This is a genomic window from Luteitalea sp. TBR-22, from assembly GCF_016865485.1.
In the GTDB taxonomy this organism is placed as follows: domain Bacteria; phylum Acidobacteriota; class Vicinamibacteria; order Vicinamibacterales; family Vicinamibacteraceae; genus Luteitalea.
This window is the reverse complement of the sequence record NZ_AP024452.1, coordinates 3,778,459-3,793,663: the sequence shown is the minus strand read 5'-3', so window position 1 is coordinate 3,793,663 and position 15,205 is coordinate 3,778,459. Positions and strand designations below refer to the sequence as shown.

General features: G+C 69.8%; 17 protein-coding genes. 8 read left to right on the top strand and 9 right to left on the bottom strand.

Annotation, left to right across the window (positions count from 1 at the left end; translation table 11 throughout):
* Window positions 1-277: 277 nt before the first annotated feature.
* The 4 genes from TBR22_RS15880 to TBR22_RS15865 form a co-directional block, all read right to left on the bottom strand.
* Window positions 278-2,500 (bottom strand): VapE domain-containing protein, encoded by a 2,223-nt coding sequence (locus tag TBR22_RS15880; RefSeq protein WP_239488827.1) that lies wholly within the window; start codon window positions 2,498-2,500, stop codon window positions 278-280.
* Complete coding sequence (locus TBR22_RS15875; protein ID WP_239488826.1) at window positions 2,497-3,840, bottom strand: DEAD/DEAH box helicase; 1,344 nt, start codon at window positions 3,838-3,840, stop codon at window positions 2,497-2,499. The genes TBR22_RS15880 and TBR22_RS15875 overlap by 4 nt, the downstream gene beginning before the upstream one ends.
* Window positions 3,837-4,031 (bottom strand): hypothetical protein, encoded by a 195-nt coding sequence (locus TBR22_RS15870; protein WP_239488825.1) that lies wholly within the window; start codon window positions 4,029-4,031, stop codon window positions 3,837-3,839. The genes TBR22_RS15875 and TBR22_RS15870 overlap by 4 nt, the downstream gene beginning before the upstream one ends.
* Before the next feature lie 83 nt (window positions 4,032-4,114).
* Window positions 4,115-4,348: a helix-turn-helix domain-containing protein gene (locus tag TBR22_RS15865; RefSeq protein WP_239488824.1), complete on the bottom strand. Its 234-nt coding sequence runs from the start codon at window positions 4,346-4,348 to the stop codon at window positions 4,115-4,117.
* 287 nt (window positions 4,349-4,635) lie between these two features.
* Between TBR22_RS15865 and TBR22_RS15860 the strand changes: the two genes are divergently transcribed.
* Window positions 4,636-5,205, top strand: a complete 570-nt coding sequence (locus tag TBR22_RS15860) for a hypothetical protein (RefSeq protein WP_239488823.1) — start codon at window positions 4,636-4,638, stop codon at window positions 5,203-5,205.
* A gap of 523 nt (window positions 5,206-5,728) precedes the next feature.
* Here the strand turns inward: TBR22_RS15860 and TBR22_RS15855 are convergent.
* Complete coding sequence (locus TBR22_RS15855; protein ID WP_239488822.1) at window positions 5,729-6,349, bottom strand: PEP-CTERM sorting domain-containing protein; 621 nt, start codon at window positions 6,347-6,349, stop codon at window positions 5,729-5,731.
* Between the two features lie 466 nt (window positions 6,350-6,815).
* Window positions 6,816-7,055 (bottom strand): hypothetical protein, encoded by a 240-nt coding sequence (locus TBR22_RS15850; protein ID WP_239488821.1) that lies wholly within the window; start codon window positions 7,053-7,055, stop codon window positions 6,816-6,818.
* Window positions 7,056-7,253: 198 nt separating this feature from the next.
* Here TBR22_RS15850 and TBR22_RS15845 point away from each other — a divergent pair, with 198 nt between their 5' ends.
* Window positions 7,254-8,519 (top strand): response regulator, encoded by a 1,266-nt coding sequence (locus TBR22_RS15845; RefSeq protein ID WP_239488820.1) that lies wholly within the window; start codon window positions 7,254-7,256, stop codon window positions 8,517-8,519.
* Window positions 8,520-8,669: 150 nt separating this feature from the next.
* The gene (locus TBR22_RS15840; protein WP_239488819.1) at window positions 8,670-8,915 is read left to right on the top strand and encodes a hypothetical protein; all 246 of its coding nucleotides are present in this window, start codon (window positions 8,670-8,672) and stop codon (window positions 8,913-8,915) included.
* A 66-nt stretch (window positions 8,916-8,981) separates the two neighbouring features.
* On the opposite strand, the gene TBR22_RS15835 is transcribed toward TBR22_RS15840, so the two are convergent.
* Both TBR22_RS15835 and TBR22_RS15830 read right to left on the bottom strand, forming a co-directional pair.
* Window positions 8,982-9,212, bottom strand: a complete 231-nt coding sequence (locus TBR22_RS15835) for a hypothetical protein (RefSeq protein ID WP_239488818.1) — start codon at window positions 9,210-9,212, stop codon at window positions 8,982-8,984.
* Window positions 9,206-9,523: a hypothetical protein gene (locus TBR22_RS15830; RefSeq protein WP_239488817.1), complete on the bottom strand. Its 318-nt coding sequence runs from the start codon at window positions 9,521-9,523 to the stop codon at window positions 9,206-9,208. Before TBR22_RS15830 ends, TBR22_RS15835 begins: the two co-directional genes overlap by 7 nt.
* A gap of 171 nt (window positions 9,524-9,694) precedes the next feature.
* Between TBR22_RS15830 and malQ the strand changes: the two genes are divergently transcribed.
* Window positions 9,695-11,308 carry a 4-alpha-glucanotransferase gene (malQ, locus tag TBR22_RS15825; protein WP_239488816.1) on the top strand — a complete coding sequence of 538 codons (1,614 nt, stop codon included), beginning with the start codon at window positions 9,695-9,697 and terminating at the stop codon, window positions 11,306-11,308.
* Between the two features lie 10 nt (window positions 11,309-11,318).
* On the opposite strand, the gene TBR22_RS15820 is transcribed toward malQ, so the two are convergent.
* Window positions 11,319-12,344, bottom strand: a complete 1,026-nt coding sequence (locus TBR22_RS15820; protein WP_239488815.1) for a hypothetical protein — start codon at window positions 12,342-12,344, stop codon at window positions 11,319-11,321.
* A 188-nt stretch (window positions 12,345-12,532) separates the two neighbouring features.
* Here TBR22_RS15820 and TBR22_RS15815 point away from each other — a divergent pair, with 188 nt between their 5' ends.
* From TBR22_RS15815 to ftcD, 4 genes are all read left to right on the top strand, one after another.
* Window positions 12,533-12,799, top strand: a complete 267-nt coding sequence (locus tag TBR22_RS15815; RefSeq protein WP_239488814.1) for a hypothetical protein — start codon at window positions 12,533-12,535, stop codon at window positions 12,797-12,799.
* Between the two features lie 87 nt (window positions 12,800-12,886).
* Window positions 12,887-13,693 (top strand): YdiY family protein, encoded by an 807-nt coding sequence (locus tag TBR22_RS15810; protein WP_239488813.1) that lies wholly within the window; start codon window positions 12,887-12,889, stop codon window positions 13,691-13,693.
* Between the two features lie 15 nt (window positions 13,694-13,708).
* Window positions 13,709-14,140: a large conductance mechanosensitive channel protein MscL gene (gene mscL / locus TBR22_RS15805; protein ID WP_239488812.1), complete on the top strand. Its 432-nt coding sequence runs from the start codon at window positions 13,709-13,711 to the stop codon at window positions 14,138-14,140.
* The gene (gene ftcD / locus TBR22_RS15800) at window positions 14,133-15,182 is read left to right on the top strand and encodes a glutamate formimidoyltransferase (RefSeq protein ID WP_239488811.1); all 1,050 of its coding nucleotides are present in this window, start codon (window positions 14,133-14,135) and stop codon (window positions 15,180-15,182) included. The genes mscL and ftcD overlap by 8 nt, the downstream gene beginning before the upstream one ends.
* Window positions 15,183-15,205: the final 23 nt, after the last annotated feature.

Below are 15,205 nucleotides of genomic sequence, written 5' to 3'. Positions count from 1 at the left end.
GGCGCCAGGGCGTGGGCCTCGATAGGCGCATTCCAAGCATTCCAACCATCCATTCCGAGCACTTCGCGAAAACAGGCCGGAATTGTCACCATTCCAAGCGTGGCAAGCATTCCGGGCATTCCCTATAGGGCTATAGCGTGTAGTCCCTGCTGTCCCTGTCCTGCCCGTGCTTTCGTACCGTTCCCTTATAGGAATGCTTGGAATGCTTGGAATGGTTGGAACATTGAGCAAATCCATCGATCCGCTTGGCACGGCGGTTGGAATGCTTGGAATGGGATTACTCCGCATCGGCCGCTCCTGTCCGGACCCAGCAGCGCACCCACTGCCCGTCCACGCGGGCCTTGCCCTTCGCGGTGAACCCGTGTCGCTGGACGATGGCGGCGACCCGGTCGGCCGCGCGGTTATCGCGGTGACTGGCCTCCATCTTCAATGCGTCCCAGATCGCGCTCACGGCGACCCGGTCCGGCCGGGTGATGCCGTCGCCTTCGAGCAAGGGCGCGAGGACTTCTTCCCAAGGGTCAGCTGCGCGTCGGCCTTCCTGCTCGGCGGTCGCGGCGTCCCACAGCGTGGCGTCCAGGCGGATGGATGCCCCGGCGGCCTCGCGGGCGGCGGCCTCGGCCCACAACTGATCGCGATCCCGCGCGAGGGCGTCGAGGTCGAACGTGCCGACGGTGACGGGCCAGAACCTGCGGGCGCCGGTCGGATCCTTCAAGTAGGCCGTCCTGGCGTTGGTCGTCCCGACGAGGATGAACTGCCGCGGGACGGTCGTCGGCAGGCGGCCATAGGCGAGGCGCACCGGCCCGTCCACCTGGCGACTGAGGAAGGCCTTCAACGCCTCCGTTTCACGGCCTCGGTGGCCGTGCAGTTCGGCGGCCTCGATCAGCCACCGGCCGGTGGTGCGTTCGATCACCAGTTTGCTGTCGACGCCGAGCGGCAAGTCGTCACTGAACCAGTCCTCGCGCGGGCACAGCGCACGCAGGCCGGACGACTTGCCGGTGCCCTGCGTCGCCTCTAGGATCAGCAGTTCATCGAACTTCGAGCCGGGCTGACGGACACGACGGACTGCGGCGATCAACGGCAAGGCCCCGACGGCCCGCACGTACGGTGTGTCGGCGGCGCCGGCATACGTCACCAGCCACCGGTCCAACCGCGGCGTCCCGTCCCATGCGAGGGCGTCCAGGTACTGCCGCACGGGATGGATGGGCGACGCGTCGGCCTCGGTGACCAACACGGTCCGCAACGTGTCCTTGGACGGCCTGAACCCGAAGGCGTCGTCGAGCCGCACCCAGAGGCGATCTACGTCGGCGTCTTCGAGCGGGACACCATGCAGGCAGGCCTGCCGCTGGAACTGGTCGAACGTGAGGACCACGCCGAGTCGCGCGAGGCCTTGGCGGATGTTCTCCAAGTTGTTGGGCACGATCAGGCCCTTGGCATCGCGCACCCATGCATACGTCTCGTCGACGTTGGCGGTCGCCTTGGCGGCCTTCGTGCGCGAGACCTTCGTGGCCGGCGTGCCGTAGCCCTGCGCTGCCAGGGCGAGCGTCGCCGCGTGGAAGTCGCCGGCATGTTCAAGGTGCGCGTACGCGCCGAACAGGCTGTAGCTCTCGCCGGCTTGGAACGGCGCCGCGCTGGCGCTGAAGACGTGTAGCCGGTTGGTGCCGGTCGCGTTGATCGTGGCCGAGCAGAACCGCACCTTGCCGGGACGGGTCCACTCCTGCACGTCGCCGCGGGTGCGGAAGTGGCGCCAGCCGTGCCGCTCCAGCAACTCAGCCCATGACCCGCGGGCGTTGTAGTCGTCGCCGGGCCGGTCCTTCGACTGGTCGGTCGTGGCGCCACGGATGGGGCGGGGACCGGCCTCGCGGGCGGGCCGCTCGTCGAACTGGCGCGCCAAGCAGCACAGGGCGTCGTACTCGTCGGCGGTGATCGTGGCGAGGGACTCGACGCCTCCGCACAGACTGACGTACGGCTGGCCGGTCTCATGGACGCCACCGAACGACGGCGCCAGCACGGCGTGTGTGGGCTGCTCGATGAGCGTCAGGCCCTTGCCCGTGCCGACTCGCGCGGCGAACACGTCGTCCTTGAACGGCACGTCCGCCGGCACGCGGAACAGCACGCGGCGCCCTCCGCCCGGTGTGGCATCGAGGTAGCCGTTGCAGACGCGGCTGACCACGTCGGCCAGGCCGGCGTCCAGCGCGGCGTCCACGTACCGGTCGAAGATCTCCGGACCATCGAAGTCGAAGGCCCGCAGGCCAGGACTGGCCGGCCCGCAGAGCACGCCGACGCCGTGCGGGTGCTTGTCCACGAACCACGCGCGCAGTTCCTTGTCGGTCGGCGGCTGCGTCTTGAAGGGCGTCCAGACCTCCAGCGCCGGCCGCTTGCTGGCGTCGTTCTTGACGGGCACCGGGACGAACCCGGCGGCCCGCAGGGCACGTGCCTTTGAGCACACGCCGTCGAGGGTCGGCTGCGCATCGGGACGGACAGGGCCGGCGGGTGCGTTCATGCCGCCTCCCGGTACAGGCGGGTGCGTGAGCGGTACGCGGCGACCAGCGCGGGCACCTGCGCGTCGAGGATGTCGACAACAACGGCCTCGGACTTGCCCGGCGCCGGGCGTACGACACGGCCGACGGCCTGCAACGTGCGCGGGCCGCCGGCAAACGGCGTCGCCATGACCAACACGGACCAGCCGGGCGCGTCGACGCCCTCACCGAGCACGCCCGTCGTCGCAATCGTCACGCGGGCGCCATTGCGAACCGCGGCCATGCCGGCGGCCCGGTCCGCGGCGGACTGTTCGCCGTGCAGGACGACGGGCGCAAGGTCGGCCAGGCGGGCGCCGAGTTCGCGGACGTGATCGATCCGGTCACTGAGCACCACGGCCTGGACGCCTGCGCCGAGACGCTGCCGGACTTCACGCTCGATCAGGTCGTTGCGATCCTCGTCGGCGACGAGCGCGGAGATCATGTTCGACCAGTCGCTCGAACTCTCCAGCGGGTACCAGAAGCCGGACGTCACCACGTCGAAGCGCGGCGCGACGGTGGCGCCGGCCTCGCGCACCTCGGCCGGCGTCACGCGTGCCGTGACCGGGCCGAGGTAGTCGTGGATCACGAAGTCCAACCCGTCCTTGCGAAACGGCGTCGCGGTGAACCCGTACTTGTACCGGGCCGGGAACTGGTCGATCACATGCGCCCACTGCCGGGCGGGCGCGTGGTGCGCCTCGTCGACGGCGACGAACCCGAACAGTGGCGCAAGCTCGTGCAAGGGGCGGCGGGCCAATGTCTGGACGGACGCCACGGTGATCTCGCGAATGTCGTTCCTCCCGCTCGCCAGTGCGCCGGCCTCGACGCCGAGCCAGGCGCGGCACCGTTCGCGCGTCTGCGTCACCAACTCGCGGGTGTGCACGACGATCAGGCTCGGCGTCCTCAGTCGGGCAACTGCGGACAACAAGAGGTTGGTCTTGCCGCTGCCGGTGGGCATCTCACACACACCCGTCGGCGCCGCGAGCAGAGCCTCCAAGGCCTGATCCTGATAGCCACGCAGCCGGCCCGGCGCACACGCGACGCTGAGCGGCGGGCAGACGGTCCGGTCCTCGACGGTGTAGGGCACGCGGTGCCGGCGCAGCACGTCGACCAGGCGCCGGCCCACGCCGCGCGGGACCGACAGGCCGCCGGGAACGTGCGTCCACGTCGTGATCCTGGCGTCGGTACCGCCGGTGTACAGGCCGAGGCGTTCGCGCCGGTCGAACTCCGGGTTGGCGGACGTACACAGCCGCATCACGTCGAGTTCGACCTCGACGGGCGCGCCGAGGAGCGCGATGCGGGCGCCGACGATCAGGCGAGCGCTCACGAGCGGACCTCGCGACGCTTGGCGTCGAGTCGGGCCTGGATGTCCTCGCGACGTTCCTGCAGGTCGGCGAGTTCGGCATGGAGAGCACGCTCGCGACGCGCGAGGCTATCGAGTTCGGCGACGAGGTCGCCCTCGATGATCTCGTCCCATACAGCATCAGTTAGAGCGTGGTAACGTTCTGAAGTTGCCATGAGGCCCCCTTCACGGGCTTGGCACTGACGGCGGTCTCCGCTTTCCCGAGCGGGCCGCCGTTTTTTCGTCGGTGGCGAGGGCGTCAGACGACCGACCGCTCGATGAGGCGGTCGAGGTCGTCGCGGCGCAGCCAATAGCGGCTACCCAGTTGCACGGCCGGCAACTTCCCGCGGAGCACGAGATCGCGGAGGCTGTTGGCCGGCGGGCCGTACTCGGTGGACGCCTGCGCGAACGTCAGCAAGCGCTGGCCGGGCCGGGCGGCCTTGGGCCTGCGGTCAGCCTGACGCCTCGGAGGCTGTTGGGTGTGCTCGTTCATGGCGGTTTCCATCGTGAGATTTGGCAGGCGGAGCCGTCATACCGGCCCGGTGATTACGAGCCGCACGACAGGTACGAGAGCCATAGAAACACGCCGGTATGTCACGAGAAATAGAACGTGACAAACTATGTGCAATGGCTGTCACGCGAGGATTGCGACATCACCAAGTACGGGTGTTTCGGGATGTGCCAGGGCGCGAGGAGTACCGCGGTGATCGGGCGTTCCACGACGGTGCTCCTCGTGAACCAGAGAAGGAGAGGGCACGGCGCCTGCCGCGCATCGAGGTCGTGGAGCACTGGCTGGAACAGGTGATCGGCGACTGGCGTGTGGCCTACCGCGTCGGCCTCAGTCAGGCGACGGACACGGCGACGCCAGAGGTGGTGATCTCCGAGATCCGCGTGTTCCCGGCCGTCGAGCAGGACGGGGAGGAGCGCTTACCAGGCGAGTGGAATGGGTCGTGGAACGGGGCCGCGCAGGCGGTAGGCGTCCCGACTGGTGGCATCACCGCGGCACTGCTACGCGCCATCCCCGTCCGAGCAGCTGGCGCCACGGCGCGTTTGCAGCGCTCGATCTCGCACCTGTTCCACGGCCTGGACGCTTGGGACGTGCCACAGCCGCGGAGGCGCACCCGGCGCCCCTCACCGGGCCGGCCAGGTACGTTCAGCGCGAAGCAACAGGCGTGGATCTACCGGCGGGTCGAGGAACTGCGCAGGGCAGGGGAGCACGCGTATGCGGAGCGCATCGCCGTCGAACTGAAGCTAGTCGGCCCGAGCGCATCGCCCGAGGAGCGCGGCCGGGCGGCCAGTCTGATCCGGCAGGTCTACCGTCGGAGCAAGGGCAGGGCGAGGTCGGCGTGACTGTCCCACTGTCCCACCGACTGTCCCACTGCGCCCGTTCTCGAGCGCGTTCCTCGTATTCCTCGTAAGTTGACGCACACGCAGAAATGGCCGGAAAACCCGCGATCATTGGGTATTCCGGCCATTCGCGTGATCCGCTGATTCGGACTTAAAATCCCTTGATCCGTAAGGATCGTGCGGGTTCGATTCCCGCTCCCGGCACCACACTCACTTCGTTCGCGCTCGTACCGGGCCTGGGCCTCAGGCGCACGGCTCCGGCCGCGGGCCTCGCCGTCGCGCTCGGTCCCCGCTCCCGGCACCATTGGAATCATCCAGTTACGGAGCTAATGGAGCACGCGCTGGCGACAGCACAGCCGCCAGCGCTACCCGTAGCGCTGGCACTATTCCGCTACACCACGTCGCGGGTCGTCACCGCGGTTTCGGTCCGAACTCGCTTGCTGCGGCCGAAACCGAGCGTGACGGCCAGGGCAGCACCGCGCCAGTACTCCCCACCCCACGCCCGCGGGCCGACACCCGTCCAGAACTACGCGGTCCTCCGTGAGCGCCGACCACCGAGCGCGGCGAAAGCAAGACCGAGCAGGGTCAGAGAGCCGGGTTCGGGGACGGAAGCGACGCGGGCGAACGTGCTGGTCGTTCTTCGTTCAAAGGCGCTATAGCCTCCGATCGGGTTCTGGATCTGGTCAGAGCCAGTCCTGAGCAACCATACGTAGAAGCCTCCAGGGCCGGGCGGGGGGGTGAGGACTTGGAACTGCGCATTCCCAGTCGACAACGACAACTCTGTTGCAGTGGCGACGACCCCAATGGTGTTCAGGGAATCGATGAACGCGTTCGTGGGCGTGAAAAGAGTGGGGGTGACGCCGTTCGTCACGGTCAAGGAGAAGTCAGTGAAGTTGGCTGAAGTCACAGCCCCAATCGTGCCGTCGGTGGTAAGGGTTCCGGAAATGGACACCCCTCCAATGCTGTCATTGACGGAATAGACGATCGGAGCCGCGTGCGCCGCCATCGGACCCGCAAACAGCGCCACTGCCAACAAACTCAGAAACTTCAATCTCATGTCTTGCCCTTCGTTGCGGATTCCCCGCGCGAACGGCGAGGGGTGGAAGCCAGGGCTGCGGAGAAGCAGGCCGTGGCCGGACAGCACCATCGTGGACTCCCGCGGTCGACCGAGCCGAGAACACACGCGAAGCTGTGCAATTGCAGTGCCGACGTGGTGGCATCCTGCAAAATGGCAAGAAACGGAATGAACTCTGCAATTCGAGCACAGAGCCCAGGTTCCACACGCCGGATGAGTCAGTGCTGATGGCGACTAAAGATCCCGAAATCGGTCCAGCAACAGGTGGCTCCATGCCGCGTCTCGCCTCCTTGTAGACCCTTCAGCCGTCGGTTCAAGCTGGCCTTCAGGTCGCGGTGGTACGCGCGCGGACCCGCACGAACTGCAGAACGTCTTCGACGATCCAGCGCACCAGGGCATGAAGGCGCAGCTGCTGTCGCGGCTCCTCGACTGGCTGGTGTGCACGGCCGAGCGCGCCCTGCCCCCGGTTCCTGGCACGCGCGTGTAAGCGCGCAGCGGCAGATTCGGTCAGCGGGGCCCCAGGCGGGGCGACGCGGACCTATCGTCGCCAGGTCGTGGCATGGTCGTCCGCAGCGCCTTCCTCGGCGCTGGGGTCGATGTCTTCGTGGATCGCCTCGGTGTCGGCGCCGATGGCGGCCACCTCGGCCGCGATGGCGTCGATCTTCCGCGTCGTCAGGGCCTGCAGGATCACCAGCGCCCAGATGCCCGCGGCGATCACGCCCAGCAGCACCCTCGTCCACCGGTCCGGCCCCGCGCCCTGCGTGTGCTCATCTGCCATGTGTCGCGCACAAGCGTAGCCCAGGCTGCGCGCAACGAAGGCCTGATCGGGGCGGCGCTGGCCCCCGAATCTGGCGGGCCAGGCCACCGGCGGCGGGATAACTAAAGTTGGTACGTCGGTGGCCGACTACCAGAGTGTGCCATTTCGCTACACTCGCCGCACGTCGGCCCTGCCCTCGTTCCTGTCGGTGCGCGCCTGATGCGGGCGCTGCTGGTCGACGACGAGCCGACCGTCTGCCTGCTCCTCGGTCGCATCCTGGCGCGCGATTTCGATTGCGTCGCGACCCCGGCCGCCAACGGCCTCGAGGCCCTCGACCTGCTGTCGCGCCACGCGTACGACTTCATGGTCCTCGACCTGCTCATGCCGGTGATGGACGGCCTCGAGGCGCTGCGCGCCATACGCGCCGACCAGCGACTGCGGGAGTTGCCGATCATGGTCATGTCCACGGTGCGCGAGGAACTGCGCGTGCGCGAGGCCATCGACCTGGGCATCGGCACCTACCTCACCAAGCCCCTGCGGCCGACCGACGTCGCCCTGCGGCTGCAGCGCTTCGTTGGCGGACTCGGGCGTCCAGCACTCGCGCCGCGGCAGTGTGCCGGCATCACTCCGGGCAGCCGCATCCTCGTGGTGGACGGTGACCGGGACTTCCGTCACTTCGCGCACGGCGTGCTCGCGCACTCGCACCTGGTGTCCTCGGCGATGAGTGGCGCGCAGGGACTGCGCCTCTGCCTGGAACTCCGTCCGGCACTCGTGCTGCTCGGCGAGGGCCTCGGCGCCATCCCCGCGGCTGCCTTCCTCGAGAAGCTGCGGGCCATCCCCGAGATCGCCGGAACGCCGGTCATCGCCATCCGCGCCGGGCGCGACGCCGCGCCCCTGGCCGCCGACGGCCTGATGATGCGGACCTTCATCCCCGACGCCTTCCTCCAGCAGTTCACCCGACTGACGGCCGACGAGCCCCCGACCGTGCGCTGGCTGCGGTCGCGTCCGTGGTTGCGCCCGCGCCTCATCACCTCCACGGAACAGGTGCTGGGGATGATGCTGGGACTCGAGGTGCTGGCGCAGGAAGCGTCCGAGCCCCCTGCCATGGACCGGATCGGCGTGGCGGTCCCGATCGTGGTGGCCGGCGCCGACCTCGACCTGCGCGTCGGCATTCGTGCCACGCTGCCCGTCGCGCGCCTGCTGGCCACACGCCTGTTGCAGGCCGAGGAGGCCAGCGACGATGACGCGCGGTCGGCGCTCGAGGAACTGGCCAACATGCTCGGCGGTCGAGTGCTCGAGGCGTTGCGCGGGGAAGGCGACGACGCGCGGCTGGGCTTGCCCGATGTCCTGCCAGGACACGCGGCAGCGCCGGGGACCGTGATCACCGTGACGTTCGCGTCAGTAGATGGTGACTTCACCTTCGACGTCGTCTGCCTGGCCATCGACGAGGTCGCGAGCGTGCCTGCGCTTCCAGCTGTACCGTGAGTGATTACGTACGCATCAGTCGGCGTCGTCGCCGGCGCTGGCCCCGCGCCGTGTCGGTGTCACGCACTTTTTGCACTCTTAACATCGAAAGTGCGGCATCCTCGCAGGGCCAGCTCCTGCGGCGCGCGTCCCCCTCGCGCCACGCGGACCATGAACCTCGAACCTCGCCTGCTCGTGTCCTGGATCCGGGATGTCCTCATCGCCTACGCGGGCGGCCTCGTGCTCGGCGCGCCGCTTGCCCTGCTGGGCGTGTGGGTGACGGGGCGCGAGAGCACGGCCACGGTGAGCCTGCTCACCGCCATGGGCGTGCTGCTGGTCGGCTTGCGACGGCGGCGATCGTCGTTGCCCACGGCACCCGTCGTGGTGAGGCCGGTGGCGCAGCGCCGCGTGGCCTGACGTCGCTCCTGGCACCCGCGTCGGCGCGCGATCGCTTCGGCGCGTGCCGTCCGGACCGACGCCCCGTCAGCGGACGAGGCGAAGCGGAGCGCCCTGGAGCGCGGGCACCGTGACGAGCGCCGGATGGGCGTCGCGACAGGCGCGCGCCACGCGAGACACTTCGCGACGGTCCTCCTGGTTCAACCCCGCGAAGCAGTTGAGCAACTGTCGCGCCTGCGGGTCGGCCTGCAGCAGCAGGAGCAGGCGTTCGTCCTCGTCGGTGATGAACGAGGGCATGCGCGATGGCCTGGTCACCATGTGTCCGACCCTCCTTCCACGTACATCGTCGAGACGACCGTGGCGACGGCGACTGCCGTCGCGCCGATGAAGGCAATCGTCTCGTGTTCCTGTCGCAGCGTGTCGAAATGCCCGGGCAGCAGCATCGCCGCGGCGAGCCACACGAGCCCGCCCGTGAGGAAGGCGCTGCCCGCCACGCGTGTGCTGTCGTACCAGTCCTGCTCCGGGCGGTCGAGCTGTTTGCTGCCGGGGCCGAGCGGCCCGTCGGGAGAGACCTTGCCCGCGATCATCGGGACCGCCGCCAGGATGAGCACGATGGGACCGATGACCATGGCAGGTAGCCGGGAGGGCGACGGCCCTCCACCGGCACCCATGTCATCGGCCGGTCCCCGGCAGGGCATGAGGTCGGCAGTCTCGTCTGCCGCGAGGCGTGGTCCGCCAATGACCAGCCCGGTCGCCAGCCCCGCGCCCGTCTCGTCCATTCCCGTGCGCCATACTGCTCCATGGCCTCGTCACGCGTCAGCGGCCTGCTGCTGCATCCGACCTCGTTGCCCTCGCGCTACGGTATCGGCGATCTCGGGCCCGCCGCGCATGCGTTCCTCGACGCATTGGTCACCGCCGGACAACAGGTGTGGCAGGTCCTGCCGCTCGGTCCGACCGGCTACGGCGACTCGCCGTACCAGTGCTTCTCGGCGATGGCCGGCAACCCGCTGCTGGTCAGTCCGGAGCGCCTGTTCGCCGAGGGCTGGCTCACGGCCGACGACCTGGCGCCGCTCGCCGCGCTTCCCACCGAGGTCGCCGACTTCGATCGCCTGATCGCTCCCCGCCGGGCGATGCTCGACGCCGCCTGCTCGGGTTTCCGCCGGCAGGCCACGCCAGCACAGCGCGCCGACTTCGAAGCCTTCCGCGACGCCGAAGCCTGGTGGCTCGACGACTTCGCGACCTTCATGGCACTCAAGGACGCGCACGGCCTTCGGTCGTGGACGACGTGGCCGGCTCCGCTGCGCGACCGCGAGCCACGGGCGCTGGCCGCCGCCCGGCAGGTGCATGCCGGCGTCATCGAGGCGCACGCCTTCGCACAGTGGCAGTTCTGCTCGCAGTGGCAGGCGTTGCGCGCGGCCGCGACGGCGCGCGGCATCGCGATCATGGGCGACATGCCGATCTTCGTCGCCCACGACAGCGCCGACGTGTGGGCGCGACCCGACCTGTTCGACCTGCGCCCCGACGGCATGCCGCGGGTCGTCGCCGGCGTGCCACCCGACTACTTCAGCGCGACGGGGCAGTTGTGGGGCAACCCGCTCTACCGCTGGGATCGCATGGCCGACGAAGGCTTCGCGTGGTGGGTGGCCCGCGTGCGCTCGACCCTCGGGCTTGTCGACCGCGTGCGGCTCGACCACTTCCGCGGCTTCGTCGCGTATTGGGAGGTCGATGGGGCGGCGCCGACGGCGATGCACGGCACGTGGCGTCGCGGTCCCGGTCCGGCCCTGTTCGATGCGCTCGCGGCCGCGCTCGGCCCGCTGCCGATCGTGGCCGAGAACCTCGGCTTCATCACGCCCGACGTCGAGGCCCTGCGCACCGGCTTCGGCTTGCCCGGCATGGCCATCCTGCAGTTCGCCTTCGGCACCGATCCGCAGGCGCCCGACTTCCTGCCGCACAACTACACACCCGACCGGGTGGCCTACACGGGCACCCACGACAACGACACCATGCTCGGCTGGGCGCGGGGCGGCGCCGGCGACAGCACCCGCTCGGTGGAGGACGCACGGCGTGAGCGCGGCTACGCCGAGGCCTACCTGAACGCGGGAGACGAAGGCCTGCACTGGGCGGCGATCCGCGCCGTGCAGGCCTCGGTGGCCAGCACGGCCATCGTCCCGGTGCAGGACGTGCTGGGGCTCGGCAGCGAGAGTCGCATGAACGTCCCGGGGCGGCCGTCGGGCAACTGGCGGTGGCGGATGGCGCCCGGCGCACTCACTCCGGCGCACCTGGAAGCCTTGCGGGATCTCGCGGACCTGTATGGTCGTCTTCCGAGTGGGCAGGCCCGCTGGGCGTCCGGGCCCCGGGAGGAGCAGGCCCCCGACTCCTCCCGCGAGGCCGAGCGGCAGGAGCAGCCCTCCTGACGCGCGACGTTCACTCCGGCTGTCGCCACGCGCTCGACCGGACGCGGTCGGGAATGCCCTGACCGGGTTCGCAACGCCCGGCGGGGCGGAGGAGCAGCAACTCCGGGGCGTCGCCCTCGGGGGCGAGGAAGAGGCCGAAGTTGGCAAAGGTCGGTCGGTACAACTCGAGGAGCCAGGTCGGCCCGCGCGACGTGTGGACGATGACGTGCGGCACGGCGCGCACCACGCTGTCGAGCAGGCACGAGGTGACCGTGCGCTCGACCAGCGTCAGGTCCAGCGCGCCATCCGACCCGCGACGCGCCCAGCCGGCCATGTAGCTGACTTCGTCGCACCATTGCAGGTTGCTCGGCCCGCGGCGCGGATATCGTCGCTCCATCTCGACGAAGTAGATGCGGTCGCCGTGACGACCGGGGCCTTCGTGGATCGACAGCGCCGTCACCGGCATGCCGTCGCGCGCCTCGGCGCTCACCGAGGGCGTGTACCTGCCGAAGAAGTCGCCGGCGAGCATGAGCCGTTCCTGCTGGTTGAAGGGCCGCTGCAGCGCGTCGAGCAGGGTCGCCGCTTCGGGGCTGCCCGGGGCCACCTCGCGCGGGAGTTCGATGGAGGCATCCCCGCCGGTGACGGCGACGGCGTGCTTCGGGGTGCGGAAGCCGTCGGGCAGGCGCAGCAGGGGGCGTGCCGCGGCGCGGCTGTGCAACACGACCTGCTGTTGGCAGTACCAGGGCACCCACGTGATGCGGTCCATCCGGAACGTCCGCGGGGTCTCGCCGGGCACGAACAGCGTCCATGCGGTGGGGGCGGACGGCAGGCCCCACCAGGCGAGCGGGCAGTCCTCGAGACGCACGGGCACTTCCGCTTCCTTGGCGGGTCCCGGCCACGGGGTGCGCCAGCGGCCGCGGTCGTGGGTGGCCACCGGCAGCACGATGCCGTCGTCGCGGACGACGGCGACGGTGAAGGTCGACGGGGCTTGCGCGGCTGCGACCAGTGGCGCAGCCGACAGGGCCAGGGTCAGGACGGAGGCAAGTCGCCTGGGCATCAGCGATCCCGGCAGGGCGGCGCGGTCATCGTAGCACCGGCTGATCCACCAAAGTCCAGTGTCGGCCCGTGTGGTGGCGTTGCTAGAGTTCGTGGAGCGCGTCGTTCGGGCGTTGCGTACAATGGGAGGCTGGCTCGGCCGGGCACGTGCACGGCGGGCCCACACTTTCCGAGCGAGGACGTCCCGACATGAACGCGCAAATCGGCATGGACATCAACGAGCGAGCCCGCCGGGCCCTGACCCGCGTGCCTGCCTCGATCAAGGTCACCGACGAGATGGTCGCCGACGTGGCCGATGCGCTGCGCGGGGCGGTCCGGGCGGCGTACCAGAACGCGTCCAACATCGCGACCAGCCGCACGTACGAGGGCGTCGGCCTGGAGGAGGCGAAGGTCCGCCGGGCCGAGGCGCAGGCGCTGGCCAGGCAGTACGACAAGCTGGCCGACGAGAGCCGCTAGTCCCACCAGGGGCCGTCGGGCCCGGGACACGCGCTTGCCGGCCGGCGATGCACCGCGGGCACCGCCCGCGAAAGGACGGAACGCAGCGTGTCCAACGAGTTGTGCGTGGAGGTGCGCCGGGTGGTGCTCGGCGCGGCGATGGTGATTGGCCTGTCGGTGCCGCCGGTGCTGGCCCAGGCGCCGGCCCCGGCGCCTGCCCAGGCACCCTGTCCCTGCCAGGAGCCGCCCCCGCCGCCGCCCCCGGTCTGGACAGGGTCGATCGGCGCCGGTCTGGCGTTGACGCAGGGCAACAAGGACACGTCGAACTTCAACCTGTCGTTCGACGTCAAGCGCGACCCGAAGACCAGGACGATCTTCAAGGCCGACGGCCTCTACATCCTCGCCACCGAGGACGGCACCGAGAACGTCGACCGCGGACTGGTGAACGGGCGCGTCGAGCACATGGTCTCGGACCGCGCCTACGTGTTCGGGCAGGTCTCCTTCGTCCGCGACCGCTTCAAGGACATCGACTACCTCGTCGCCCCGACGGCCGGCCTCGGCTATCGCGTCATCAAGAGCGACCGCACGGCGCTCGACGTCGACGGCAGCGTCGGCATGGTGTTCGAGAAGAACACCGGCCTGGAGCTCGAGACCGACGGCGCGGTCACCTTCGGCGAGAAGTTCTCGCACAAGATCTCGTCGGGCGCTTCGTTCACCCAGGGCTTCACGGCGCTGTGGAAGATGAACGACTTCAACGACGCGCTCTACACCTTCAGCGCCGGCATCGCCGCGTCGATCACCACGCGCACGCAGTTGAAGCTGGAGTTCCAGGACATCTACAAGACCCGGCCCACGGGCCTGCTCGTCGAGAAGAACGACATCGCGTTCATCACCGCCTTCGTGTACAAGTTCTGACGGGACGGCACTCCGATGCTCAAGGAATTCAAGGAATTCATCGCCCGCGGCAACGTCGTCGACCTCGCGGTCGGCGTGATCATCGGCGGCGCGTTCGGCGCGATCACCAAGTCGGTGGTCGACGACCTCGTCATGCCGGTGCTCGGCCTCATCGTCGGCAAGGTGGACTTCGCCAACCTGTTCGTCACGCTGAGCCCGGGCAAGCTGACCGCCCCGGCGGCGACGCTGGCCGAGGCCAAGGCCGCCGGCGCGGTGACGCTCAACTACGGCCAGTTCATCAACCTCGTCCTGAACTTCTTCCTGATCGCGTTCGCGGTCTTCCTGCTGGTCAAGTTCGTCAACCGCGTACGTGCCCAACTGGTCGGCGCCACCGCCGAGCCGCCGACCAGCGAGGACGTGCTGCTGCTGCGCGAGATCCGCGACGAGCTGAAGAAGGGCCGTGCCTGACGATCCGATCGTCGAGTGCGTGCCGAACGTCTCCGAGGGCCGCGATCGAGCCGTGATCGCGGCCCTTGCCGCATCGATCCGGACCGTCCCCTCCGTGCGCCTGCTGCACGTCGACCCGGGCCACGACGCACACCGGACGGTGTTCACCTTTGCCGGCCCGCCCGAGGCCGTCGCCGACGGGGCCATCGCGCTCGGTCACGCCGTGGCGGCGCACGTCGACATGCGCCGGCAGCACGGCGCCCACCCGCGCGTCGGCGCGCTCGACGTCTGTCCCTTCGTGCCGGTGCGCGGCGTATCGCTGGCGCGCTGCGCCGCACTCGCCCGTCGCGTCGGCGCGACGCTGGCCCACGACCTCGACGTCCCCGTGTTCATGTACGAGGCCGCCGCCTTCGACCCGTCGCGACGGGCGCTGCCCCTGCTGCGCCGCGGCGAGTACGAGGGGCTGTCGGGCAAGCTCGCCGATCCGGCCTTCGTGCCCGACTTCGGCCCGGCCCGCCCGCACCCGCGGCTCGGGGCGGCCATCATCGGTGCGCGGCCGTTCCTCATCGCCTGGAACCTGTCGCTCGACACGGCGGACGTGTCGGTGGCCCGGGCGATCGCCGCGCAGGTACGCGAATCGGGCCGGGTGACCCTCGACGCCGACGGCAGGCCGGTGCGTCAGCCTGGCCGGTTGCGCGCGGTGCGAGCCGTGGGTTGGGGCATGCCCGCCTACGGGCACGCCCAGGTTTCGCTCAACGTCCTCGACTTCCGCGTCACGCCGCTGCACGTGGCCTACCGCGCCGTCGCCGAACAGGCGGCGGTCGTCGGCGCACGGGTGATCGGGTCGGAGTTGATCGGGCTCGTGCCGCTCGAGGCGTTGCGCGAGGCCGGCCGTGCGAGCATCGGCGCCGCCGCCGGCACGCTGCCGGACGCGGCCCTGGTGGACGCGGCCATCGAGGCATTGGGGCTCGGGGCCGTCACCGCGTTCGACCCGTCCACGCGCGTCCTGGAATGGGCGCTTCAGGGGCAGGGCGCGGCGCCTCACCGGGCCGTCGACCGATGACCGCCAGTCGCCCGACGGCGGTC

Coding starts and splice junctions, on each gene's coding strand:
- TBR22_RS15855 (WP_239488822.1), bottom strand. CDS start 6,349: ATGGTGCTGTCCGGCCACGGCCTGCTTCTCCGCAGCCCTGGCTTCCAC.
- malQ (WP_239488816.1), top strand. CDS start 9,695: ATGGCCTCGTCACGCGTCAGCGGCCTGCTGCTGCATCCGACCTCGTTG.
- TBR22_RS15865 (WP_239488824.1), bottom strand. CDS start 4,348: ATGAACGAGCACACCCAACAGCCTCCGAGGCGTCAGGCTGACCGCAGG.
- TBR22_RS15840 (WP_239488819.1), top strand. CDS start 8,670: ATGAACCTCGAACCTCGCCTGCTCGTGTCCTGGATCCGGGATGTCCTC.
- TBR22_RS15870 (WP_239488825.1), bottom strand. CDS start 4,031: ATGGCAACTTCAGAACGTTACCACGCTCTAACTGATGCTGTATGGGAC.
- TBR22_RS15815 (WP_239488814.1), top strand. CDS start 12,533: ATGAACGCGCAAATCGGCATGGACATCAACGAGCGAGCCCGCCGGGCC.
- TBR22_RS15845 (WP_239488820.1), top strand. CDS start 7,254: ATGCGGGCGCTGCTGGTCGACGACGAGCCGACCGTCTGCCTGCTCCTC.
- TBR22_RS15830 (WP_239488817.1), bottom strand. CDS start 9,523: ATGGTCATCGGTCCCATCGTGCTCATCCTGGCGGCGGTCCCGATGATC.
- TBR22_RS15880 (WP_239488827.1), bottom strand. CDS start 2,500: ATGAACGCACCCGCCGGCCCTGTCCGTCCCGATGCGCAGCCGACCCTC.
- TBR22_RS15820 (WP_239488815.1), bottom strand. CDS start 12,344: ATGCCCAGGCGACTTGCCTCCGTCCTGACCCTGGCCCTGTCGGCTGCG.
- TBR22_RS15850 (WP_239488821.1), bottom strand. CDS start 7,055: ATGGCAGATGAGCACACGCAGGGCGCGGGGCCGGACCGGTGGACGAGG.
- TBR22_RS15835 (WP_239488818.1), bottom strand. CDS start 9,212: ATGGTGACCAGGCCATCGCGCATGCCCTCGTTCATCACCGACGAGGAC.
- mscL (WP_239488812.1), top strand. CDS start 13,709: ATGCTCAAGGAATTCAAGGAATTCATCGCCCGCGGCAACGTCGTCGAC.